Origin of the sequence: Vibrio sp. NH-UV-68, from assembly GCF_042940635.1 — a bacterium.
Lineage (GTDB): Bacteria > Pseudomonadota > Gammaproteobacteria > Enterobacterales > Vibrionaceae > Vibrio > Vibrio pacinii.
Genome location: NZ_CP134976.1, coordinates 55,930 through 77,609, shown reverse-complemented (window position 1 = coordinate 77,609; position 21,680 = coordinate 55,930). Strand labels below are relative to the sequence as shown.

The window sequence follows — 21,680 nt, the reverse complement described above, 5'->3', positions numbered from 1 at the left end:
AATAGTGGCGATTGATACTGAAAAGTTACGTCTATTTATACTATTGACATTTTTTGATTAGAAGACTTAATTTTCGACTAAAAATACTTGAAGCACATTAATTATGTAACAGTTTGCCATGTTTAAAGATCGCAAAGCGATGTGGATCACTTGTTCTACTCAATTAGTGAACAAGAAAGCGCAATATTGAGTTCGACTTTAGAACAATAGTAAAAGAGGCAGTTGAAAGGCCATATGATGTTGATAGCAGACAAAAATCTCTGTCTTTAATGGTCAGTTTTGCCGATTAGTAACGCAAAAACTTGTCAATGGCGCAAGCGATGCGCCCAAGTAGAGGGATATAGTGACACAATGGCTATGAAAGGAGTGATTAGGCGTATCAAGCAGCGCTGCGCAACAACGGGTGTCTTTTGGCGCGCAGCGGCAGTGACGCACTCGCTGGTGTTAACTAATATCGGCGAGAGGCAGCCAGTTTACTTTTACCCCGGCTTGAAGGAACATTTCTTGGCTGACTTTGATTTTATCTCCCCAGCGAGACAAAAAATCCGGTGTTTGTTCAGGGCAGTGCACTGCTGATATACCGGTTTGAATAATTTTTGCTGCGCAGTTTGGGCAGGGAAAGTGAGTCACCCAAATCTCGCAACCATCTAAGTCCCTTTTTGCAAAGAGAATGGCGTTCTCTTCAGCATGAAGGGTTTTTAGGTATTTCATTTCGCGATCGTCAGTCATTGCGCTATCTGAAATGCCGTGGGGATAGCCGTTAAAGCCGACAGAGACAATGCGGTTTTGCTTAGTAATGACAGCGCCAACTTGAGTGGAGGGATCTTTACTCCAAGAGCCAACAAGTTCTGCCATTTGGTAAAAGCGTTGCGCCCATTTAGAAATCATTCAATCTTCCTTTATGAGGTAGGGTAATAAGCCGTGTGATGTGGATGCGCTCATAATATCCTAATTTCTGAATCGATAGTCCAGAAAAACTCGCATATTGCGCAACGGCGATTGACCGACTTGCGATGTCCAGTGTCCCTGATCACAATTTGCGTTGAACGAAAAATGACCGCATTTGGGATATTACCCTCAAAGCTTGTGAGAGATCTCTTACAAAGTCGTGAGCGATGTTAGAAAACAGGCCAAGAAAATAGCCAGATATAAATCATAACTATATGATTTATATTGGTTTGAGTGTTTATTGCACAGTTTTCATAAAGTATTTTCTTGAAAATATGATTGTGAAAGTGACTCAATCGAATAATCTTAAGTGGTCAGCAAGGAGCAGACACGGAACAGGAAAGACCCACGGATAGGTCATCTTCAGGACGAAGATTCGATTATTCAGGATGAATAATTGGCATGGAAAGCGAAGGACATTGGCTGGACGCTAGTAACTAGGATGGTTACACAAGGAAAGGCAATGGACACTTAACGGACTAAGGCAACCTCTATCAGGATGATAGAATCAGGGACACCGCTTAAGGATTAAGTGATGCGAGTTAGTGAGGAACGCTAACAGGCTGGATTGCCAAGGACACCGCTAGGAAGGCGATGATAAGGAAAGTGCTGAAGGATTCAGCGTACTATCAAGGAATAGATGCAGGGAGCACCTATTAGTAGCCGGATTGCTGCGAGTAAGAATAGACCCCACTAGGCGAGAGCTTAGTGGGGTTTTCTTTTGCGTGAGATGTATGGTTAATAGAGGCGATATCAGCGTCAGTGTGCCTTTTGGCTATCTGCTACTTTTTTTTATCTGTTCTGTTAACAGCAAAATAATGGCAAAAAAAAGCCAACCTCAAGGAGTGAGATTGGCCGATATAGGTGTGAACAAAACAGAGTTCACTAACAACGTCAGTTGGCTAGGTGACCCTCGGCTTATTAAGGGTCATCTAATATATAGCAGTATATGTGCCAACTTTTATAGCGCTGTATTGCGTAGAATGTCGCCTTTTTTAGCTCTAATTAATTGCCTTGGTTGCATATTGGAATTGCAAAATGCAAAAGCTAGCAAAAATGCTAATGATGAATTTGTCGTTATTCGGTCTATATCATGACCAAGCTTGCGGTACCCAAGAAGGCAAAAAAACCAACCACATCGGTGACCGTGGTTAAGATAACCGACCCTGCTAACGCGGGATCGAGTTTAAGTTTATCAAGTGCTATAGGGATCAACACGCCAAATAAAGCCGCTGTAACAATGTTGACAATAATGGCGAGAGCAATGGTTGCGCCCAGAACGGCGGATTGAAACCATAAGCCCGCTAAACCACCAATGATCAACGCCCACAGTAAACCGTTAATTGAGCCGATGCCGATTTCGTTTTTCAACAGCGCCCAACGGTTGCCTGTGGTGATCTGGTTGAGCGCCATAGCGCGTATCATTAGGGTCAGTGTTTGGCTACCTGCAATGCCGCCCATCGATGCAACAATCGGCATCAGAACCGCCAGCGCGACGACTTGGGCAATCACATCTTCAAACAATCCAATGGTGACTGACGCTAAAATTGCGGTCATCAAGTTGATACCGAGCCAAACGCCACGTTTTTGTGAACTCTTCATCACCGGAGCGAATAGGTCATCCCCTTCGTCCATACCGGTCCCGGCCATGAGTCGGGCTTCGTAGATTTCGCGTTGAGTACTTAAGGCAAATTGCCAATCAACTTCTCCGATCAAAGTTTGGTCTTCATCCACCACGGGAATCGCAGCAAGTGACGAGTGTTCAAGGGGTTCGATACTTTCGGCAAGAGTTAATTTGGCATCTAAGGTCAGCACATTGTCGATGGCCAGATTACGTAAACGTTCATTGGGCGCAGCTCTTAGCAAATCGATGTAGCTAACAACGCCGCGAAACTGCTTCTGTTTATTGATCAAATAAATCTGCTGGGGAGCATCATAACTGTAACGCTCCATGAGGATGTTGGCTTTCTCAACCGAAATACTAAATGGTAGGGTGACCACTTTTCTCTCAGCCCATCGACCGAGTTGATCATCCTCATATTGATTTGCCTGGTCATACAGCTCGAGTTCATCTTTTTCGACTAGGTGGAGCGCTTCGTTGATGATCTCTTCAGGTAACGAGTCGGCCCATTCAATGAGCGATAAATTGTCGAGCTTTGCCAACGTCAGTTTTAGTTCGGTTTCTGACAGTTGGTCAATAATCGAGTGACGTACTTCAGCACGCGCTTCAGTCAGAACTTCAATGTGCAGTTCGAGGGGAAGGCTGCGCCAAAGTTTGACACGTTCTTCAATTGGGAAGGCTTCGAGCACCAAGGATACCGAGCCAGGATCTAAGCCTTGCTCGATAGCGTCATTTAGAATCGTGGCATGTTGATCTTCGTCTGCCTTGCTAATCTGTCCAATGAGTGTTGAGAGATCCTGAAACTGACTCACAGAGTACCTCGATGTAGGAATATTTTTATAGATTACCGTTCAAGTTACTCTAAAGTAGCAGAAAAACAATACTCTATCGCTGCTCACTTTCAAGATATGGCATGACTAGACGGCGAATGTTTACTTTTGCACCGATTCGTGCGGCAAGTAGGTACATCCCTGCGATCTTACGGTGCAAAAACAGCGCGTCAGCTGGTGGTGTATGCCAGTAATCCTGTTCCATACTCAATATGGTGCCTGCCTCACGCAGTCTCTGAGCCAGTCCACTGGCTTTAAAGTCGTATTGCTTGTCTACCAGCATAGGCTCACAGGCCATGTGGACTAAGTTCAACACCGCTTGCCGCTGATGGGGCAAAATCGTTTGGCTGAAGAAGCCTATTTGTTCTAATGCGTGGTTTAAACCTTGCTCGTCATGATGAATTACACTTCTAAACGCCGCTTGATAGCCTGAACTAAAACGCTCGCTGTACTCACGGGTCGCGCCGAAATCGAGTAGTCCAATTTGATGACTGGATTCAAGGTAGAGATAATTGGCAAAGTTAGGATCAGTTTGGACCATCTTAAATTCAAACAGCTCTTTGAATAACAGCTCCAGTAGGGCATGCATAACGAAATCACGAGTCTCTTGACTACTGTGCTGAATATTTTCGATGCTAGTGCCTTCAATAAAGCTCATCGCTAATATCGACTCTGCTGAGCTTTGAGGGTGCAGCTTAGGCACGACAAAGTGCGGGTGATCGGCTAAAGCCTGATGGTAGCGCGCCATATAGTTGGCCTCGCGTTGATAATCTGCTTCATCATGCAATTGCTTTTTGGCTTCTTCGAGTAGACTTTTATAGTCGACTGACTCCGGAATCAAACCGACGATTTTGAGTAGTGTTCCGACATTGTCGACATCACTATCAATGCTTTTCTTAATTCCCGGGTACTGCACCTTAACCGCCAGTTTTTGCCCATCGTCACTGTACGCTTGGTGTACTTGACCGATTGAGGCGCTGGCCACAGGCTTGAAATTAAACGCGATAAACTCGCTTTTCCAATCGAGGCCTAGGGCGTTTTCCATCACTTTGTTGAGTTGCTTGGCGGGCATTGGGTCTGCGCTTGAGCGAAGTCGCGCTAGAATCTGAGCCAGTTCGGGATCGAGAATGTCACCAGCATCCATGGATAACATTTGGCCGAGCTTCATTGCCGCTCCACGCAAATGGGCCAGTTGATCGGTTAAGCGCGCAATGTTTTGTGGCGTAAGTAAAAGATCGCGCGCTATGGGCCGCTTGCCTTGTGCCAGTTGTTTGCTTCCTTCGCTGATCACATTGCCTGCGACACGGGTGGCGAGTGAGGCAAATTTGCCCAATCTCGACAGTCTGTGTGTGGGTAAGCTGCGCTCTTTGGTTGACATAGATATTCTCCCTATTCACTGACTTAGTATACGGAAAAGCCATCGGCTTGATATCAAACCAAGAATAAAAAAGCGTCATCATGACGGCGCTACAGCCAGATAGGCGTTAGCGCCTCGGTGTTAGGCTGTTGATTAAAGCATCGCCACGTTTGCTTGCTGAAAGCTTTAAATCATGCTGTTATTAATAGATATGTAAACACTCAAGGAAGCGCTATGTGCCGTTGGTTGGCCTATCAAGGCAGCCCGATTTATCTCGACCAATTAGTCTATGAGCCAGAGCACTCGCTGGTGCACCAAAGTCTTGATGCGCGCAAAGCCGTTACTCGGGTCAACGCGGATGGTTTTGGCCTCGGTTGGTATACCGAACGTACAACACCCGGGCAGTTTCATGACGTGTTGCCTGCTTGGGGGGATGAGAACCTGCGCTCTCTGACTCACCATATTTGTTCACACCGTTTTATGGTGCATGTGCGCTCATCAACGGGCACCCAAGTCTCGCGCTCAAACTGCCACCCATTTATTATCGATAACTGGATGTTTCTTCACAACGGTCAAATCGGTGGTTTTGATCAGCTACGCTACCTGCTTGAGCGTCAATTATGCGAAGCGCAATTTTTGCAACGTAAAGGCACCACAGACAGTGAATTGATTTTTATGTTGATGTTACAAAATGGCTTACGTGACAATCCGATCAAGGCGATACAAACCACCTTGCGAGACATTGTGCAGTTGATGCAAACTCAAGCTATTGAGGATCCGCTCAAAGCGTCAATCTGTATCTCAGATGGAACACAGTTCTGGGTGATTCGTTACAGCTCTAGTGGTGATGCGCCAACCGTGTTTATCAAACAACGTGGCTCAGACATCGTGCTTGCGTCTGAGCCATTAGAGCCCGGAGGTGAGTGGCGAAAGATTGATGCGCAGACCATTGTTACGATTTGTGGTGACCAGGTCGTCAGTATCGCTGTTTAGCTCTGCTTGGCCGTCCGCCATCTTTCCCAAGGCAGGTTGAGCAGGCTGAAGACGATGACTGCGTATAGCATTGACCAACCAAGGCATAAGAATACCGCGCTGCATAGCACTAATGATACGCCAGCGAGTTTACGGCTAAATCCGCTCAACAGTTTATACGCCGCGAGCATTGCCAATAGATAGACTAGCACGAATATGCCGTTGGCCAATTTAAGGAAGAACTCAAGATCCAATCCTGATAATTCTCCCGCGACACAAGACAGTGCCACTACCGCGCCAACGGTGAGTGTGGCGTTAGCAGGGACACCACGTATTGATAACCGTGCCAAACCACCGCTTGGTTTGTAGTCGCGCGCTTGAGCCCACAGCATCCGTGACAGGCTTTGAGTGTAGAGGTTGACGCTGGCAAAGCAGGCTGCAAACCCAATCACGCTGATCAGTGCTTTAAATTGAGCGCCAAACAGCTGCTCAGAGATCCAAGGGATTGAGGTACTGTCGAAAGCAGCACTGCCATAAGCGCCCATTTTTAGGATGATGACTGAGCAAACCCAGTAGGTTGCGCCCGCAATGAAGCAACCAATAATAATCGCAATGGGAAAATCTCGCTGGGGATTCTTAAACTCTTCGCCCATATGAGCAAAGGCTTCGATGCCGACAAAACACCAAAACATGACACCGAGCGCTAATCCTATTGACCAGATACCGTCAGAGGTAAGCGCCGGCAACGCCAAGTCTGCTTGGCTAAAGTCACCGCGCCACCAAAATGCGGCAATTAAGGCGAAAATCGCTAACGCGACAACGGTTTGCAACTGACCTGAAGATTTCGCCCCAGCGAGGTTGACGGCCACCAGTAGCGCAACCGTTACTATCTGAGCAAATAAAGACGAGTTTAGACTCGCTGGTAATAGTTGCTGCAAGAAACCAGCCGCGAGCGCGATAGCAGCCGGAACGCCGACAGGGATAACGCTTAAAAACAGCCATGCGACACTTTTTTCTAAGCGTGCGTTAAAGGCTTTACGAACAAAAAAAGCCGTGCCACCAGCGCTTGGGTAGCGTTTACCAAGTTGGGCAAAAGTAAGCGCGATTGGGCAGATCGCAATGAAGAGTACCAACCACGCCCACAGCGAGAAGCGACCAGCAATGCCCGCCACTATCGCGGGCACCATAAACAGACCTGTCCCAAGTAGGGTCGTCGATAACTGACCAATCCCAGATAGTAAGGTGATGTCTTGTTTTAACTCACTCATGATGCGCTCCCTGCACCTTATGCTATTTTTCGGATAGCTTATCCCAAGCCGCGGGTGGATGCAGTAGTCATTTCGTCACAGATGCGCGTCAAATTGTCGGTTTACAGGCAATGTCGCGCTATTGTGGCGACTTTCCAGCGCCGCATTTTTGTGTCACATTGCATTGAACCAACAGGATAAGTTGGCAACAGGAAGCAAAAATGGACAAGTTCGACCAACAGATAATCAAACTGTTAACGTTCAACGCACGAGCGAGTGTGAGCGAGATTGCGCGTCAGGTAAATTTGTCGCGCAGCGCAGTGACGGCTCGCATTCAAAAGCTTGAACATGAAAAAGTAATTTTGGGCTATCACGCTGATATTGCTCAGCAAAGTGCTAAAGACCCGATCAAAGCCTACTTGGCATTAAAATTTGATATGTCGAGTTCGACGCATTACTGTGAGACTTATGCAGGACGCATCTACCAAATTGATGGCGTGAAGTGGTGTCATGCCATCAGTGGCGAAACCGATATGATGCTATACGTCGAAGTCGCAAGCATGGCGCGTTTGAATGCGATTCGTGATGAGTTACAACAAATCCCTGAACTGCGCCATTTAATGACCCACACGGTCTTGACGGAATTCTTTAATACCTTAAATCATGCTCAATAATATTAATCTCAATTTACTGCGTTCACTGCATGTGTTGTTAGAAGAGTGCCATGTAAGCCATGCGGCGCAACGGCTCAATTTAACTCAGTCAGCGGTGAGTCGTCAGCTTGCGCAGTTACGTGAATTATGCGCAGACCCTCTGTTAGTCCGCAGTGGTAACCAGTTGGTTCCAACCCCGCGAGCGCTGGAAATGCAGCACAAACTGCGTGTGCTGCTAGAACAATTTGAGCATCTTCTCGCCGACACCTCATTTGAACCGGCGTTATGGCAGCAAGAGTATGTTATTTCATCGAGTGACTATGTTGCGCAATATATCCTGCCAGATCTGGTTGCGGTTATGGTTGAGCAAGCGCCGCAAGTGAATATTGCTTATCGGCTTTGGCAGCCAGACTTTCTTGCTTCGTTTGAACAAACGGGTATTCACCTTGCGTCAACCATGCTCGCGCAGCCTCCAGAGTCGTTGAGTAGTGTCCAAATTGGTCAAGACAGCTCGGTTTGTTTGATGCGTGCAGGGCATCCACTTGATAGTGATGAAGCTCTGAGTTGCCGACGTTTGACGGCATTTCCTCACCTTAAAGTGACGGGTGGCGGCGATAAAGACAGCAACGCCGACATGGGGTTAAAACATGCGGGCTATCAGCGCCGCATAGCACTTAAAGTACCGTTTTTCTCTGCTGCGGTTAATGCTTTGATCAGTAGTGATTATCTAATGATAGTCCCCGAGCATATTGCCCGTAATCTGGCGAGAAATTACCCACTCACCTATCGAGAGTTGCCTTTTGCTAGCGAGCCACACTGTTACTGGTTGATGTGGCACCCTAAATACGATCAAGATAAAGCGCACCATTGGATGCGTGACAAGGTATTGGCTGCAATGCGCACCTCACCTTATTCAATTGGTATGATTTAAAATCATTACTCAAATGAGTAACTTTGATTTCAAATCATTTTGCTAGTGAATTATGTTGAAGTCACTGACTTACACATTAAGCATCATGATTTAAAGGATTGATCGCATGACTCTCACTATCTGGTTTTCACTGTTTACTATCTGCTTGTTGGGCGCCATGTCTCCGGGGCCAAGCCTGGCGATGATCGCCAAGCACAGCCTCGCGGGTGGTCGTCTTAACGGGCTGGCGACCGCGTGGGCTCACGCTTTTGGCATCGGCATCTATGCGTTTGTCACCTTAATTGGTTTGGCGGTTGTGTTGCAACAGTCGCCACTGCTGTTTAAAACCATCAGTTATGCTGGTGCCGCGTATCTTGCGTACCTCGGTTACAATGCGTTGCGTTCTAAAGGTGGGGTGGCAGAACGATTAGAGTCTGGTCGCAAAACCACGGTGTGGCAATCTGCTCGCGAAGGTTTTTTGATTTCTCTGCTCAGTCCGAAAATTGCGCTGTTCTTTATCGCGCTGTTCAGTCAATTTGTCGCGGTTGGGGATAGCATCGCGGCAAAAGGGCTAATTGTTGTCACTCCCTTCGTGGTTGATGGCTTGTGGTACACCTTAATTACTTTTTTGCTTTCCAGCCCAAGATTAATTGATAAAATTCGCTCTAAAGCGCTAATCATCGATCGTTTATCTGGTGTCGTCCTGATTTTGCTCGCTGTGCGAGTCGTCTGGACGGTGTAGTAACGGTCAGACTCATCACCTCAATCGTGATGAGCTAGGGAGAAAATAGAATGATAAAACTGGCGGTTATCGGTACCAATTGGATTACCGATCAATTTGTTCAAGCGGCGCTTAAGTCGGGTAAATACCAACTGACCGGAGTTTACTCGCGTCGTCTTGAGAGTGCGCAAGAGTTTGCCAGTAAGTATGACTCACCAACCTTGTTTGATGATGTGCAGGCATTAGCCGACTCTGACAGGGTCGATACCGTCTACATCGCTAGTCCTAACGTACTGCACGCGCCGCAAGCGATGCAAATGATGCGCGCGGGCAAACATGTTATTGTTGAAAAACCAATGGCGGCCAATTATCAACTGGCGCAGCAGATGTTTGAGGTCGCGCGTGAAAATAACGTACTGTTATTTGAAGCGTTTATGTCGCCACATTTGCCGAACTTTAAACGTCTCAAGCAGTCGTTAAACTCTATTGGTAAAGTGCGTAAAGCGTTGATCAGCTATTGCCAATATTCATCACGTTACGGGAAATATTTGGCCGGAGAAAACCCGAATACCTTTAACCCCGATTTTGCCAATGGTTCAATTATGGACATCGGCTTTTACTGTTTAAGCTCGGCGGTGGAGTTATTCGGTGAACCGACATCGGTTCAGGCACAAGCGCAGTTACTTGATTCTGGTGTCGATGGTAGCGGTAGTGTGATATTGAATTACGACGGTTTTGAAGTGGTTCTGCAACATTCGAAAACCAGCGATTCATATTTGCCGAGTGAGATCCAAGGCGAAGATGGCGCATTGTTGATTGAGATGATCTCAATCGCGAAATCGATCACCAAATACACCCGTGGCAGCAATATAGGCATTGATCTGAGCGTCAAACAAGAGTCAAATCCAATGTACTATGAGGCGTTGGAATTTGCCGTTCAACATCAAAATAAAGCGATGAACGACAGTTGTACTCAGCGCTCGCTAATCGTGGCTAAGTTACTAGAAGAGATTCGTCGTCAAACTGGGGTGATATTCCCAACCGATACACCGCAATCAAAATAACGAGAGAGAAAAGATGCAAGCTGAAGTCAAATGGGTCGAAGAATTTAAATTTTTAGGGCAATCACAATCGGGCCATTCAGTCGTTATGGACGGCAATGGGGGTGCCATGGCGCCAAGCCCAATGGAGATGGTGCTGATGGCGGCAGGTGGTTGCAGTTCGGTGGATGTGGTTGATGGCTTGAAAGAAGCAGGACAAGCCGTCACTGGCTGTGTTGCTAAGCTGACCACCGAGCGCCGCGAAACCGCGCCACGTATTTTTACGTTAGTGAATATTCATTTTGAAGTGACAGGTGACAATTTATCACCTGAGGTAGTTGCTCAAGTGGCTGCAGATTCCTTAGAAAAATACTGCTCGGTGTGTTTAATGCTCGGCAAAGGCGTTGAGATGACGCACAGTTGGGAAATTATTTAAGTTAATCACGTATCATTGGAGCCGGGCGCTGCGTCCGGCTTTTTTATTGGGCGATAATAATGTTCAAAAGCTCACATAAGTTTACCCTTGCTGGCATCGCGGCGATCTTACTCTGGAGTAGCGTGATGGGATTCGCGCGAGCCGTCACCGAAATGCTTGGCCCAGTTGGCGGCGCAGCATCAATTTATACCGTCGCATCTGTGTTTCTTGTGCTAGTAATGGGCGTGCCTAAATGGCGTCTCTACTCACTACGCTATGTATTGATTGGAGGCGGCCTGTTCGTCGCCTATGAGATCTGTCTTGCGCTGGCGTTAGCCATGGCCAACTCACGTCAACAAGCGGTAGAGATGTTGGTGATCAATTACCTATGGCCGGCGCTGACCGTGCTGCTTGCGGTATTAAGCAGTGGCAAAAAAACCAGCGTGTTGGTTTACCCAAGTATCGCGTTAGCGTTTTTTGGTGTGGCATGGAGCATCACTGGCGAGCAAGGTCTGACGCTGGCTCAAATTGCTGCCAATGTGGCGACGAACCCCGTGACTTATGCGATGGCGTTTGTCGGGGCGTTTTTGTGGGCGATCTACTGTAATTTAACCAAACGCATCTCGAATGGACAAAATGCGATCACGCTGTTCTTCATCATGACGGCGATTACGCTATGGATAAAGTATGCGTTAAGTGGCGAAACTGGCATGACGCTTAACCTAGAGTCGGGCACGTTACTGCTGATTTCTGGTATTGCGATGGGCAGTGGCTATGCATTGTGGAACTACGCCATTATTGGTGGCAACATGCTGCTGTTGGCGACGTTGTCATACTTTACCCCTGTGCTTTCTACGGTGATTTCCTCATTTATCCTTGGTTTGGTATTGACTCAGAGCTTTATTGAAGGCGTTGTCATGGTCACGGTGGGATCATTAATGTGCTGGTGGGTAACTCGAGAAAGGGCCTAAGTCGTTGGTCTTGATGTCCTTTTTCTACTCAGTATCAATCTTCTACTCAGTATCAAGTTACCATTCAATATCGATCGGTGTGCCCATCGTCACCAACGTTAACAGTTCATCCATCTGTTGATTGGTAATGGCGATACAGCCATCCGTCCAATCAAAGCTTTGTACAAAGTTGGCTGGGCGAACTTCACCATTTTTCAGCCCATGAATTTTGATATCGCCACCAGGGTTGAGGTTGAGCCGCATGGCATAATCGATATCGGCTTGGTTGGGGTAGTTGATATGAATCGAGCGATAGAAGTCGGAATCTTCGAGAACAAAGTCTAAAGAGTAACGGCCTTCTGGTGTGCGCTGGTCGCCTTCACGTATTTTGTGCCCTTTGGGTTGTTTACCAAGGGCAATACGATACTCTTTGATCACCTGATGATTTTCAATCAGATACATCCGACGCTTTGATTTATCCACTTTAATCAAATCAACTTGGGCCTGAGCACAAACACTCAAGGCTAAAGCGGATATTGGCAGCCATTTACGCACAACTTGATCCTTTGCAAGGTTATGGTTTTATTCTAATCGATCATCACTAAAACGATAAATATCGCGGCATATTGGTCGGTCAAGTATCACCATACAATTATGCAAATTGTTGCTTCTATCATATCCCGACAAGTTGCAAAAAGTGAAATGCGAGTCACTTAACAGCTGCTGATAAATACATTTGATTGCATACATTGAGCTGATATTTTTAGTCATGTCATAGTACTTAGGTTTAGTTGCGCGGTATGTTTTCACGGATGTTACTCAAGGATATTTTGTCAGCCAGAAACCAACGTTTCTTGGCCAATGCGTTATTTCAGTATCTTGACGATGCATTAAAGCCTAAACATATGGCGATTTTTTCAGAACCTAAATCGGATCAAGTGGCGCCGTTTCTTTTTAGCTACGGTCAACCTGCTCAACTTGAACATTATCCAGACACCTTTTGGGCTTGGGTCTCACAGTTTGATACCTCTGATGGCCTGATTCCACTCGCGATGAATACCTGCCAATGGCGTTATCGCACTGTGATGGGTGCGCACAGTTATGTGTTTATGCTCGACAATCATCCAGAAAAGCGCATTTATCTGGTGGTCGAGAGCCTCAACGCCGCTGAACTAGATAAACTCAATCATAATCATCAGCTTGATACGCTGCAGATTATCGCCGCGCGCTGGCAGTGCGTGCGCGCTGAAATAGAGGCTGCGAAAGAGTTTAAACAGCGTGATATTAAAGAAGCGAAATATCTTGATGTGATTAAGCAGCGCGAGCTGTTTATTGACAATATGAAGTTAGTGCAAGAGGTCGCGGTCGAGATCTCCAATCCTGCTAATCTCGATCAACTTTTTCGTCTCTCAATTGAAGTGATTCGCGATAAATTAGGTTTTGATCGCGCCTCCTTTATGTTGCTTGATATCAAAAAACGCTGCTTTAACGGTACTTATGGCACCAATGAACAAGGTCAGACCGTCAGTGAACATCACACCCAATTTGATTTACACCAATTAGAAGAGGGCTACATTAACGCGCTTTTTGAAGGTAAAGAAAGCTTAGTTGTGCTTGAAGATGCGCCGCTCTATACGGCAGGCAACGTCGTTGGCCAAGGTTGGAATGCGATGCTTATTTTACGTGATGGTGATGAAGTAATTGGCTGGATTGCGATGGATAACTATATCCATCGCACGCCGATTACTACCTATCAAAAGCAGATGCTTGAGTCATTTGGATCCTTGCTCGCGCAAATCTACATCCGTAAACGTCAAGAGCAAAACGTACGTATGCTCCACACTAGCATGGTCGAGTTGTCACGTTGTATGACGGTCAGTGAAGTGTGTAAATCTGCGGTGACGTTTGCAATCAATCGCTTGGGCATCGATCGCTTTGCGGTTTTTTTAACCGATAAAGAGTGTTCTCATATGCAAGGTACTTGGGGCACCGACATACAAGGTAATGTGGTTGATGAATCTTATTACCGCTCTGATACGGTTGACCGCTCGATTGTCAATGCCGCGCGCATCAGTCCCAATGATGTGGTATTTGAAGAGTCTGTTCCCATCTATCATGATTTCCATATTGTTGGCTTTGGTTGGACAGCAATGACGATGTTGGTCAACAATAGTAGTGAGCCAATTGCGTTTATCGCGGCCGATAACTTACTCAAGCGAACTCCGTTGACCCATCAGCTTCGAGAAATGATTCGCATGTTTGCCTCCAATTTGACCGAAGTTTTACTGCGAACGCGCGCGCAAGAAGCGATTCACGAACTGAACGAAAACCTAGAGCAAGAGGTTAAAGCGCGCACCCGAGAATTACAAAAGGCCAATGAGCAACTTGAAACCCTGTCTAAACTTGATCCATTAACTCGCTTAGGCAATCGCCGCATGCTTGAGTCGTTGTTAGAAGATTTTTGTGACGATCAACAGCCAGCAATTCGATGCTATGGATTGATCTTGGTCGATATTGATTTCTTCGGTTTGTACAACAATCACTATGGTCACTTGCAAGGTGATATTGCCCTGATGCGAGTTGGCAGTGTGTTGGAGCGTCATGCCAATGGTGAACAAGAAGTGTTTTGTCGAATTGGCGGTGAAGAGTTTGCTTTGCTGGTCGTGGCGCAAGAAGCGCCAAATGTTGCTGAACTTTCCGAGAGTATCCGCTTTAGCATCGAACAAGAAAATATTTTGCATGAACAGAGCGAAATTCATCGAGCACTGACGGTCTCGGTCGGTTATTCGGTGATTGAGGTCAATCAATGCGACTTTAATTTTGATGCTCTTTTCAACGCGGCCGATCAATCTTTGTATCAAGCTAAACGCACCGGACGCAATCAAGTGGTTGGTTCAGTGTCGTTACTCGAATCTAGCGCATAAAAAAGGTCGCCAATCTAGGCGACCTTAGCGTTTTTTATAATGGCGCAAGGGTGGCGTCTTTTTTACGCTTCGGTTTACTTCGTTCACCACGTTTGATCAGCTTAATCAGCGGTTTAGCTTGCCACGGCTGCTGCTCAGCGCCAAAGCGATGTTGGTTCATGGTCGCGATGTGCTGTTTGATCTCGGTGAGTAGTTCCGGATCCAGATGTTGATGCGCTTCTAACCACGAGTTGAGTAGCAAGTTTGCGCGCACGAAATCTTGTTGATTAAGTGCATTGATCAGTGATGGATCGGCGTCGTGAGTTTGGTCTAACTCAGTGACGGCGCGATGTGCAGACGGTTTCTTTAAGTAAAGCATTACCGTTGCAACCCACAGCAAAGCAAAAAATGCCGTTAAGTAGGGCCAAAAACCCGCTTGATAGACCGTCACGGTTTCGGTTTGTGGCGTCGCTGGCATAGCAGGGAGAAGCGCGCCAATGTTGGCGTCATTTCCTGCGGCGACATTGAGCTTGAGTCCGTTTATCTGTGCGGTTTGCAGCTGTTTATTCGCGCTATCCCACCAATCTAGAGTGAGTGAGTCCATCGCGATTTGACCGTTTTTTTGCGGGAGCAACACGTGTTTAAGCGTCATACGTGTCGTGCCATCGGCAAGCTGACTGAACTGAGGCTTTTGCTGATAAACGCGCAGTGCATCGGAGTAGTCTGCCGCCAGTTCGGGAAAGCGTTCAGCGGGTAATCCGCTAATATCTAACGTAATTTCTCGACTGATTGACTCGCCGACTCGCGTATCATACGTATCGGTCGGGTTGATGTTGTTTCCTGCCGAATCGAGCCAACGTTGAGAAAGAGAAAGTTTTGCTGCAGGTAGCCACTCGCCTTGATATTGCTCAGGTATTGGCAGCACGGTGAGGGTAAAAGTGTCTGCTGGAGTATTGGCAGAGACGAGTTTGGTCGTACCACGACGATCGTCGCCATAGATAATGTTGCCATTAAAGCCAATGCCACGAACCGTATATTGACCCACTTTATCGGCGGTGACACGATAGTTTTGGTCGACGACGGTCACTTCAACACCATCAACAACGCTTTGATATTGATTTGGCTCACCTAGCGCGGTGAGTGATACGCCGTCGGCGCTCGGCGGGGCAATGCGTGCGTTTTGCAGTCGCCGAGGGTCGGTTTTGACAATCAAGCGCGTGGTTAATGTGGTGCTTTCGTTTGGGTAAAGCTCACGTTTTTCAAGTTGGCTTTGTAGCTCAACCAGATCGCTTAATACAGGCTCGTTACTGTCCATCGTGACTTGAATGGTGATCGGCTGTGATTGGGCATTATCAATAGTAAACGCCGGAATCGTCGCCTCGCCTAAGCGTTGTGCGGCCAGACTAATATTCCATTCACTACGCGTATTTCGATCACCATTGATGATATTAACTGAGCTACCAAAACTCGGCCGGCCGACATAAAAGTTCTGTTCGAGTGAGCTTAGATCGATGGCGTCTGAAGCGACTTTCTTATCAACCACGATGCGCAGTTGAAATACTTCATTTTTGACGACCTTATTTTTGCTCACTGTGGCAACGACCGTGGTCGCCCAAGTATGGGAGCTCACGACAAATAGTGTGGCTGCAAGGAGTCTGGCAGCGAAGCGTTTGAGCGGTTTCATGCTTACCATTTTTTACCTGTATCGTTAGGTGGTTGTTTCTGTTTAGCTTGAAGCAGCAGTTGGGCGCGCAGCAAACGGCTTGGGTCTCGCGCATCTTCGACTTGCTGTAACTTACGTAATTCTGGATCTAGTGTTGGAGATTGAGATTGAGCGGTTTCAGCGTTTGGCTCATTTTCACTTTCTGCTTCCCCTTCCTTATCGCCTTGAGTTTGCTCAGAGGCGGCCGCTTCCTGCTCATTTTGACCTGAAGTTTGCTGCAGATTATCTTGATCAGTCTGCGATTGTGCCTGTGATTGACTTTGCTGCTGGTCATGTGCTTCATCGTCGGCCTGTGGCTGATCATTATCTGCTTGAGATTGTGACCTATTACTCGCCTGCGTATCGGCATCTGAATCACCCGATGAGGATGAATTTTGCTCTTGACCTTGTTCATCAGACTGGTCATTTTGTTGCGGTTGCTGTTGCTGTTGCTGTTGCTGTTGCTGTTGCTGTTGCGCCTGTTTAACAACGTCTAGATTGTGCTTTGCATCTTGATGATCGGGCTTTTGCGCCAGAATGTCTTGATACAACGCTTGCGCTTTATCTAATTGGCCATCTTGCGCATAGGCGTTGGCGAGATTATAGCGACTGTCGATGTCATTGGCGTTTTGCAGTGCTTCGATCGCGGCTTTGAAATTGCCGGCTTGATAGTGCGCGGCGGCTTGCCAACGTTTATCTGTAAACTGCTCAGCAGCTTGTTGATGTTGTCCTGACTGATACAACTGCCACGCCTGCTGATCTTGATTGAGCCAAGCAGAAGCCATTACAGGCGTTGGGTTAAACAGCGGCAAAGTAAACAATGCTAGGCTGAACAGCAGCCCACGTCTAAATAGCCCTAGCGCCGCGATTAACAACAGTGGCAGCAACCAGTAACCTTGATTAACGCGTTCGGTTAAGCTTGGGTTGCCTGATGCGTTTGCTGCTTGTTCGACATTTTGCGTACGAGCAATGATTTGTTCGACATCACGATTAGTCACTTGCACCGGAATAAAGCTACCGCCAACTTGGCTGGTGAGCGAGCGCATATTATCAAAGTTTGATTTGGCTACCACAGGTTGACCATTATCTTTGGTCATCAATGAGCCATTACCTAGCGGTATTGGTGCGCCGCTGCGGGAGCCAATGCCCAGTAGGGTCAAACGCCATGAAGAATCGCTAAGTAAGTTAACGATGTCGTCACGTTCTTGATCATCAAGATCATCGGCAATCAGAATAATATCCCCTGCAGCTAGGCCAGTATTTTTCATCATCTCGATGGCAAGCGCCACACCACGCGCCGCATCCGCGCCGGGGTAGGGCATCAACTCTGGTGATAAGGTGGGCAACAGATTTATGATGGTCTGGCTATCATGGGTCATGGGCGTGACACGATACGCATCTCCAGCATAGGCAACCAGTCCTGTGCTGCCTTCTTGCCAACCGTTGAGCATGTCGGTCAATTTAAAGCGTGCTTGAGTCAGACGGTTTGGCTTGATGTCGTTGGCGTACATCGACATAGACATATCAAGCACAATCACGCGCGCACTGGTGTTGGAAAAACTCGGGCGTGATTGCTCGCTAGCACTTGGGCCGGCAAGCGCTACGATGGCGATGATCCCACATAACGCAATCACGCTGCGCAGCGTCGAAGATTGAGGAGTCGTGGTGCGGTTCATCGCTTGGGTAAGGTGCGGCGCAATAAGGCTTTTGCTGCGGCGAGTTTTACCTAGCCATAACATCAACCCGATCCACGGGATCAGTGCGGCGAACCACTCAGGATAGAGAAAAGTAAAATTAGACACTGTTCCTCCTAAGGATCACGATTGAGGTTAATAAAATCAACGCGATAGCCAAAGGTAGGCCAAACCACTCTTGTTGTGGACGCCAAGTTTGGGTCGCTTGGCTAATCGGTTCTAGGCTATTAATGGTGTCGTAGATGGTGGCCAGTTCATCGGCGTTTCGTGCGCGGAAATACTGGCCGCCCGTCAACTTCGCGATCTCAATTAAGCTTCTCTCATCCAAATCTTGCGCGGTATTGACTTTACGCGTCATGAAAAACTCTTTCACCATCATCTCACCTGCGCCAACGCCGATGGTGTAGATGGTGGCGTTGTACTTGTTGGCTATTTTGGCCGCTTCAATAGGGTCAAGCACGCCAGAGGTGTTGCTCCCATCACTGAGTAAGACCATGACTCTTTGCGGAGCATCGCTGTCGATGAAGGTTTTGGTCGCCAGCCCGATGCCTTCACCAATGGCCGTTTTATCGCCAATAAGGCGCAGCACTAAGCTGTCGACTTGCTCTGAAATGGCGGCGCGATCTAAGGTTAACGGGCTCTGAAGATAGGCGTGGTCAGCAAACAACACTAAACCAAGCCGATCGCCTTGGCGCTGCTGAGCAAAATCACTTACGACGTGTTTCATTGCGCTCAAACGATCAACATAGTCATCGCCTTGGCGCATATCTTGTTGACTCATTGAGTACGACAAATCGAGCACCAGCATTAAATCTCGATGTTTAGGCTGGGTCGTAACGGGTTCTCCATACCAAACTGGTCTGGCGCAGGCTATCACTAACGCTAACCAAAATAGACCAGAGAGCACTTTTACCGTTAGGTGGCGCGGCAGTGATAATTGAGCGTTTTGCGGTACGTAGGCAAGGTGAACTTTCGCCACCTTTTTAAGTGGCGGCGTGACACGATAAATAATCATCGGCAGTGGCAGCATAATAAAAGCCCACCACCAAACGAAGCTAAGATTAGCCACGTTTTACTCTCCTTTTCTTCGGTGGTAGTGCTTGTTCGACCCAATCACTACAATGTTGCACCAATTCAGTTGCGTTATTGACTGGCTGCTTACTGTATAAGGCGTGTTGCCAATGGTCATAGTTGTCGACAAAGCACGGTGTGGTGAGATGGCGATCAAGAAAGACATACCACTCTTTGCCCGTCAACTGAGCGATCTCTTCGCGGGGGAAGTAACACAGTGCGGCCTGACGGACTAACTCAATCGCCTCAGACGGTTTTTGACCACGAGCGAGTAGACGCAAGGCGGCTTTTTTCGGTGCCAAGCGTTTTTTATTCCAACGGACTAATAGGCCGATGATAAGCACAGTAAAAATAACCCCAGCTACCAAGGCCCACCATCCCCAGGCTAAAGGTAACCACGCAGGTGGCTCTGGTAGGTGAAGTGCGTTCAGGGGCAGAAATGAAGATTGACTCTCTGTGCTCATAATTAAAATCCGTGTAATTGTTTTATTAGCGGTATATCGCTGCTTAGAGTTGAAAACGAGATGCCCATTTTCAGTGCCAGCTGTTTTAGGTAAGTTTGTTGTTGTTCAAAGGCTTGAGCGATACCGTGTCGAGTCTGCTTCGCGGCAAAATCAAGCCAATGGCTTCCTTGCTGACTGGCCACGAGCTCGTTGCCTCGAAAATCGGTATTGCCCAATTCCAGTGGGTCGGTAATTTGAACCATGCGGACTTGGTTATGCTGATTTAATCGGCTGAGTGTGGACTCATCTTGTTGGTTAAAGCGAGAGAAATCGCTCAATAAAATGATCTCGCTCCCTTTTGGACAGAGTCGATTGAGCGATTGTAAACCGTGACTAAAGGGTTGGAGTTGTGAGCTGTGGTGCTCGTTAAGGCCCTCGTTATGCTGGCTGACCAAGGATTGAATCAGCGTCAGCGCGCCTTGAGTTCTGGCGCTCGGTTTCAGCTCAATCCGCTTGGTGCCAGTATCGATGACAGCGCCGATTCGATCCCGTTGAGCGACACTTAGCCAAGTAATTAAGCTTGCCATATGCGCCATTTGCACTGACTTAAACATCAATGTTGAGCCAAAATACATACTGGGTGAGAGATCAAGCAGCAACACAATGGGTTTTTCGCGCTCTTCACAAAACAGCTTCGTGTGCGGTTTTCCGGTGCGCGCAGTGACACGCCAGTCAATCGCTCGGACATCGTCTCCTGCTTGATACTGACGTACTTCGTTAAAGTCCATCCCGCGGCCTAATTGACGGCTATGATGTTGCCCTAGCATTTGCGACCACAGGCTTTTTCCCGGCGGCAACCAGTGAACGGACTGCTGCTTATAATTGATCAACTCATCAAGGGATAAGTTGACTCCGTCACTGTGCGGCGGCAAGGCACTCGCTACTTCGCCCATCTTATGCGCTACCTACCAACGAAAGCAGTTTGGTGATGACTTGGTTTGGCTTGATCCCCTCTGCTTGAGCATGATAGCTAAGCAGTAAACGGTGACGTAGCACAGGAAAGGCCATCGCCTGAACATCTTGAGGACTCACATAGTCGCGCCCATCAAGCCATGCGTATGCACGTGCACAGCGATCCAGTGCAATGGTCGCTCTTGGACTGACACCCATTTCTAACCATTGCGCTAGTTCTGGGCTGTATTGCTGCGGTTGTCGGGTGGCCATAACGATGCGAATAATATACTGCTCAATGCTTTCTGCCATATGAATATCGAGCGCAGACTGCCTTGCCGCAAAGATCGCTTCTTGACTGAGTACTGGCGGCGTTTGGTGTTGCTGACCTTTTGCTTCGCCACGGTTAAGGCGCAGAATGTCGAGTTCGCTTTGTGCATCCGGATAATCGACATCAAGGTGAAGTAAGAAGCGATCCAATTGCGCTTCTGGGAGCGGGTAGGTGCCCTCTTGCTCAATCGGGTTTTGAGTTGCCATCACCAAAAACAGCTCGGGCAATGGGTAAGTTTGACGCCCAGCGGTGATCTGTTTTTCAGCCATGGCTTCAAGCATCGCCGCTTGCACTTTTGCCGGTGCGCGGTTGATCTCATCGGCTAAGATCAGCGAGTTGAAAATCGGGCCCGCTTGAAAGGTAAATTCACCACTCTCGGGGCGGAAAATATCGGTACCGGTTAAATCGGCGGGCAGCAAATCTGGTGTGAACTGAATACGGTGAAAGTCACCTTCAATACAATCGGCCAGTGATTTAACCGCGCGCGTTTTGGCAAGCCCTGGTGGCCCTTCAACCAAAATATGTCCATCGGCCAACAGGGCGACGAGCAATTGATTCACCAGCTCACCCTGACCAATAATCTGGCTATTAAGATAGTCACGCAGTTGCTGTAGAGCTTGTGAATTCATGATTGTCGTTCTCCTCATTTTTTCACTTAGTGGCTATCAGGAACCAAAAAGTTCCCCCACATTTCCTTGCTTAAGTCAGACTGCGGTAAATATCGTCAGCGATATTCGCCATCATCGACACAAGTGCAATCATTTCAGTACGTTAAAATATGGGGTTAAAAATCGCAGATCCAATGCTTCAATGTTGAAATCTTGGCTTTCTTGACCTTTATTTGTTATTGGAGCGGTCGATAAATAAATTTGTATTATGTCATTAAGAAATCATTGGCCGTGCCGATACATCAGCTGGATT

The 21,680-nt window shown here is 47.5% G+C and carries 19 protein-coding genes; 8 read left to right on the top strand and 11 right to left on the bottom strand.

The window, feature by feature from the left end:
* Nucleotides 1-444: 444 nt before the first annotated feature.
* From ViNHUV68_RS14815 to ViNHUV68_RS14805, 3 genes are all read right to left on the bottom strand, one after another.
* Nucleotides 445-888: a dCMP deaminase family protein gene (locus ViNHUV68_RS14815; RefSeq protein WP_038173192.1), complete on the bottom strand. Its 444-nt coding sequence runs from the start codon at nucleotides 886-888 to the stop codon at nucleotides 445-447.
* Nucleotides 889-2,034: 1,146 nt separating this feature from the next.
* Nucleotides 2,035-3,381 carry a magnesium transporter gene (locus ViNHUV68_RS14810; RefSeq protein ID WP_038173190.1) on the bottom strand — a complete coding sequence of 449 codons (1,347 nt, stop codon included), beginning with the start codon at nucleotides 3,379-3,381 and terminating at the stop codon, nucleotides 2,035-2,037.
* A gap of 73 nt (nucleotides 3,382-3,454) precedes the next feature.
* Nucleotides 3,455-4,777 (bottom strand): AarF/UbiB family protein, encoded by a 1,323-nt coding sequence (locus ViNHUV68_RS14805; RefSeq protein ID WP_391091252.1) that lies wholly within the window; start codon nucleotides 4,775-4,777, stop codon nucleotides 3,455-3,457.
* Between the two features lie 213 nt (nucleotides 4,778-4,990).
* Here ViNHUV68_RS14805 and ViNHUV68_RS14800 point away from each other — a divergent pair, with 213 nt between their 5' ends.
* Nucleotides 4,991-5,749 (top strand): class II glutamine amidotransferase, encoded by a 759-nt coding sequence (locus ViNHUV68_RS14800; RefSeq protein WP_391091250.1) that lies wholly within the window; start codon nucleotides 4,991-4,993, stop codon nucleotides 5,747-5,749.
* Here the strand turns inward: ViNHUV68_RS14800 and yjeH are convergent.
* Nucleotides 5,746-6,996 carry an L-methionine/branched-chain amino acid transporter gene (gene yjeH, locus ViNHUV68_RS14795; protein WP_391091248.1) on the bottom strand — a complete coding sequence of 417 codons (1,251 nt, stop codon included), beginning with the start codon at nucleotides 6,994-6,996 and terminating at the stop codon, nucleotides 5,746-5,748. The two genes, ViNHUV68_RS14800 and yjeH, sit on opposite strands and share 4 nt — an antisense overlap.
* Before the next feature lie 200 nt (nucleotides 6,997-7,196).
* On the opposite strand from yjeH, the gene ViNHUV68_RS14790 reads away from it, so the two are divergent.
* From ViNHUV68_RS14790 to yddG, 6 genes are all read left to right on the top strand, one after another.
* A complete protein-coding gene (locus ViNHUV68_RS14790; protein ID WP_391091247.1) occupies nucleotides 7,197-7,649 on the top strand; it encodes an AsnC family transcriptional regulator in 453 nt (150 codons plus the stop codon).
* Nucleotides 7,639-8,559: a LysR substrate-binding domain-containing protein gene (locus ViNHUV68_RS14785; protein WP_391091245.1), complete on the top strand. Its 921-nt coding sequence runs from the start codon at nucleotides 7,639-7,641 to the stop codon at nucleotides 8,557-8,559. Before ViNHUV68_RS14790 ends, ViNHUV68_RS14785 begins: the two co-directional genes overlap by 11 nt.
* Nucleotides 8,560-8,665: 106 nt before the next feature.
* Complete coding sequence (locus ViNHUV68_RS14780; protein ID WP_038173184.1) at nucleotides 8,666-9,280, top strand: LysE family translocator; 615 nt, start codon at nucleotides 8,666-8,668, stop codon at nucleotides 9,278-9,280.
* 50 nt (nucleotides 9,281-9,330) lie between these two features.
* Nucleotides 9,331-10,323, top strand: coding sequence for a Gfo/Idh/MocA family oxidoreductase (locus ViNHUV68_RS14775; protein WP_391091243.1), 993 nt, complete (start codon nucleotides 9,331-9,333; stop codon nucleotides 10,321-10,323).
* 13 nt (nucleotides 10,324-10,336) lie between these two features.
* Nucleotides 10,337-10,735, top strand: coding sequence for an OsmC family protein (locus ViNHUV68_RS14770; protein WP_391091241.1), 399 nt, complete (start codon nucleotides 10,337-10,339; stop codon nucleotides 10,733-10,735).
* 59 nt (nucleotides 10,736-10,794) lie between these two features.
* Nucleotides 10,795-11,685 carry an aromatic amino acid DMT transporter YddG gene (gene yddG / locus ViNHUV68_RS14765; RefSeq protein ID WP_391091239.1) on the top strand — a complete coding sequence of 297 codons (891 nt, stop codon included), beginning with the start codon at nucleotides 10,795-10,797 and terminating at the stop codon, nucleotides 11,683-11,685.
* Nucleotides 11,686-11,742: 57 nt separating this feature from the next.
* On the opposite strand, the gene ViNHUV68_RS14760 is transcribed toward yddG, so the two are convergent.
* Entirely contained in the window at nucleotides 11,743-12,219 is a 477-nt protein-coding gene (locus ViNHUV68_RS14760; RefSeq protein ID WP_391091237.1) for a L,D-transpeptidase family protein, read from the bottom strand.
* 245 nt (nucleotides 12,220-12,464) lie between these two features.
* Here ViNHUV68_RS14760 and ViNHUV68_RS14755 point away from each other — a divergent pair, with 245 nt between their 5' ends.
* On the top strand, nucleotides 12,465-14,588 hold the full coding sequence (locus ViNHUV68_RS14755; protein ID WP_391091235.1) for a diguanylate cyclase: 2,124 nt from the start codon (nucleotides 12,465-12,467) through the stop codon (nucleotides 14,586-14,588).
* 34 nt (nucleotides 14,589-14,622) lie between these two features.
* Here ViNHUV68_RS14755 and ViNHUV68_RS14750 read toward each other — a convergent pair whose 3' ends face one another.
* From ViNHUV68_RS14750 to ViNHUV68_RS14725, 6 genes are read right to left on the bottom strand one after another with little or no spacing between them, the layout of a single operon-like run.
* The gene (locus ViNHUV68_RS14750; RefSeq protein ID WP_391091233.1) at nucleotides 14,623-16,260 is read right to left on the bottom strand and encodes a BatD family protein; all 1,638 of its coding nucleotides are present in this window, start codon (nucleotides 16,258-16,260) and stop codon (nucleotides 14,623-14,625) included.
* On the bottom strand, nucleotides 16,254-18,071 hold the full coding sequence (locus ViNHUV68_RS14745; RefSeq protein ID WP_391091232.1) for a VWA domain-containing protein: 1,818 nt from the start codon (nucleotides 18,069-18,071) through the stop codon (nucleotides 16,254-16,256). The genes ViNHUV68_RS14750 and ViNHUV68_RS14745 overlap by 7 nt, the downstream gene beginning before the upstream one ends.
* Nucleotides 18,064-19,032, bottom strand: a complete 969-nt coding sequence (locus tag ViNHUV68_RS14740; protein ID WP_391091231.1) for a VWA domain-containing protein — start codon at nucleotides 19,030-19,032, stop codon at nucleotides 18,064-18,066. The genes ViNHUV68_RS14745 and ViNHUV68_RS14740 overlap by 8 nt, the downstream gene beginning before the upstream one ends.
* Nucleotides 19,025-19,498 (bottom strand): DUF4381 domain-containing protein, encoded by a 474-nt coding sequence (locus tag ViNHUV68_RS14735; protein WP_038173152.1) that lies wholly within the window; start codon nucleotides 19,496-19,498, stop codon nucleotides 19,025-19,027. The genes ViNHUV68_RS14740 and ViNHUV68_RS14735 overlap by 8 nt, the downstream gene beginning before the upstream one ends.
* Before the next feature lie 2 nt (nucleotides 19,499-19,500).
* Nucleotides 19,501-20,430, bottom strand: a complete 930-nt coding sequence (locus tag ViNHUV68_RS14730; RefSeq protein ID WP_391091229.1) for a DUF58 domain-containing protein — start codon at nucleotides 20,428-20,430, stop codon at nucleotides 19,501-19,503.
* Nucleotide 20,431: 1 nt separating this feature from the next.
* Entirely contained in the window at nucleotides 20,432-21,388 is a 957-nt protein-coding gene (locus ViNHUV68_RS14725) for a MoxR family ATPase (protein ID WP_038173150.1), read from the bottom strand.
* Nucleotides 21,389-21,680 lie beyond the last annotated feature (292 nt).

Bases quoted from the DNA above. Each gene is read 5' to 3' on its own strand.
- ViNHUV68_RS14730 (WP_391091229.1), bottom strand. From the start codon at position 20,430: ATGGGCGAAGTAGCGAGTGCCTTGCCGCCGCACAGTGACGGAGTCAAC.
- ViNHUV68_RS14790 (WP_391091247.1), top strand. From the start codon at position 7,197: ATGGACAAGTTCGACCAACAGATAATCAAACTGTTAACGTTCAACGCA.
- ViNHUV68_RS14755 (WP_391091235.1), top strand. From the start codon at position 12,465: ATGTTTTCACGGATGTTACTCAAGGATATTTTGTCAGCCAGAAACCAA.
- ViNHUV68_RS14800 (WP_391091250.1), top strand. From the start codon at position 4,991: ATGTGCCGTTGGTTGGCCTATCAAGGCAGCCCGATTTATCTCGACCAA.
- ViNHUV68_RS14780 (WP_038173184.1), top strand. From the start codon at position 8,666: ATGACTCTCACTATCTGGTTTTCACTGTTTACTATCTGCTTGTTGGGC.
- ViNHUV68_RS14815 (WP_038173192.1), bottom strand. From the start codon at position 888: ATGATTTCTAAATGGGCGCAACGCTTTTACCAAATGGCAGAACTTGTT.
- ViNHUV68_RS14785 (WP_391091245.1), top strand. From the start codon at position 7,639: ATGCTCAATAATATTAATCTCAATTTACTGCGTTCACTGCATGTGTTG.
- yjeH (WP_391091248.1), bottom strand. From the start codon at position 6,996: ATGAGTGAGTTAAAACAAGACATCACCTTACTATCTGGGATTGGTCAG.
- yddG (WP_391091239.1), top strand. From the start codon at position 10,795: ATGTTCAAAAGCTCACATAAGTTTACCCTTGCTGGCATCGCGGCGATC.
- ViNHUV68_RS14770 (WP_391091241.1), top strand. From the start codon at position 10,337: ATGCAAGCTGAAGTCAAATGGGTCGAAGAATTTAAATTTTTAGGGCAA.
- ViNHUV68_RS14725 (WP_038173150.1), bottom strand. From the start codon at position 21,388: ATGAATTCACAAGCTCTACAGCAACTGCGTGACTATCTTAATAGCCAG.
- ViNHUV68_RS14775 (WP_391091243.1), top strand. From the start codon at position 9,331: ATGATAAAACTGGCGGTTATCGGTACCAATTGGATTACCGATCAATTT.
- ViNHUV68_RS14805 (WP_391091252.1), bottom strand. From the start codon at position 4,777: ATGTCAACCAAAGAGCGCAGCTTACCCACACACAGACTGTCGAGATTG.
- ViNHUV68_RS14735 (WP_038173152.1), bottom strand. From the start codon at position 19,498: ATGAGCACAGAGAGTCAATCTTCATTTCTGCCCCTGAACGCACTTCAC.
- ViNHUV68_RS14750 (WP_391091233.1), bottom strand. From the start codon at position 16,260: ATGGTAAGCATGAAACCGCTCAAACGCTTCGCTGCCAGACTCCTTGCA.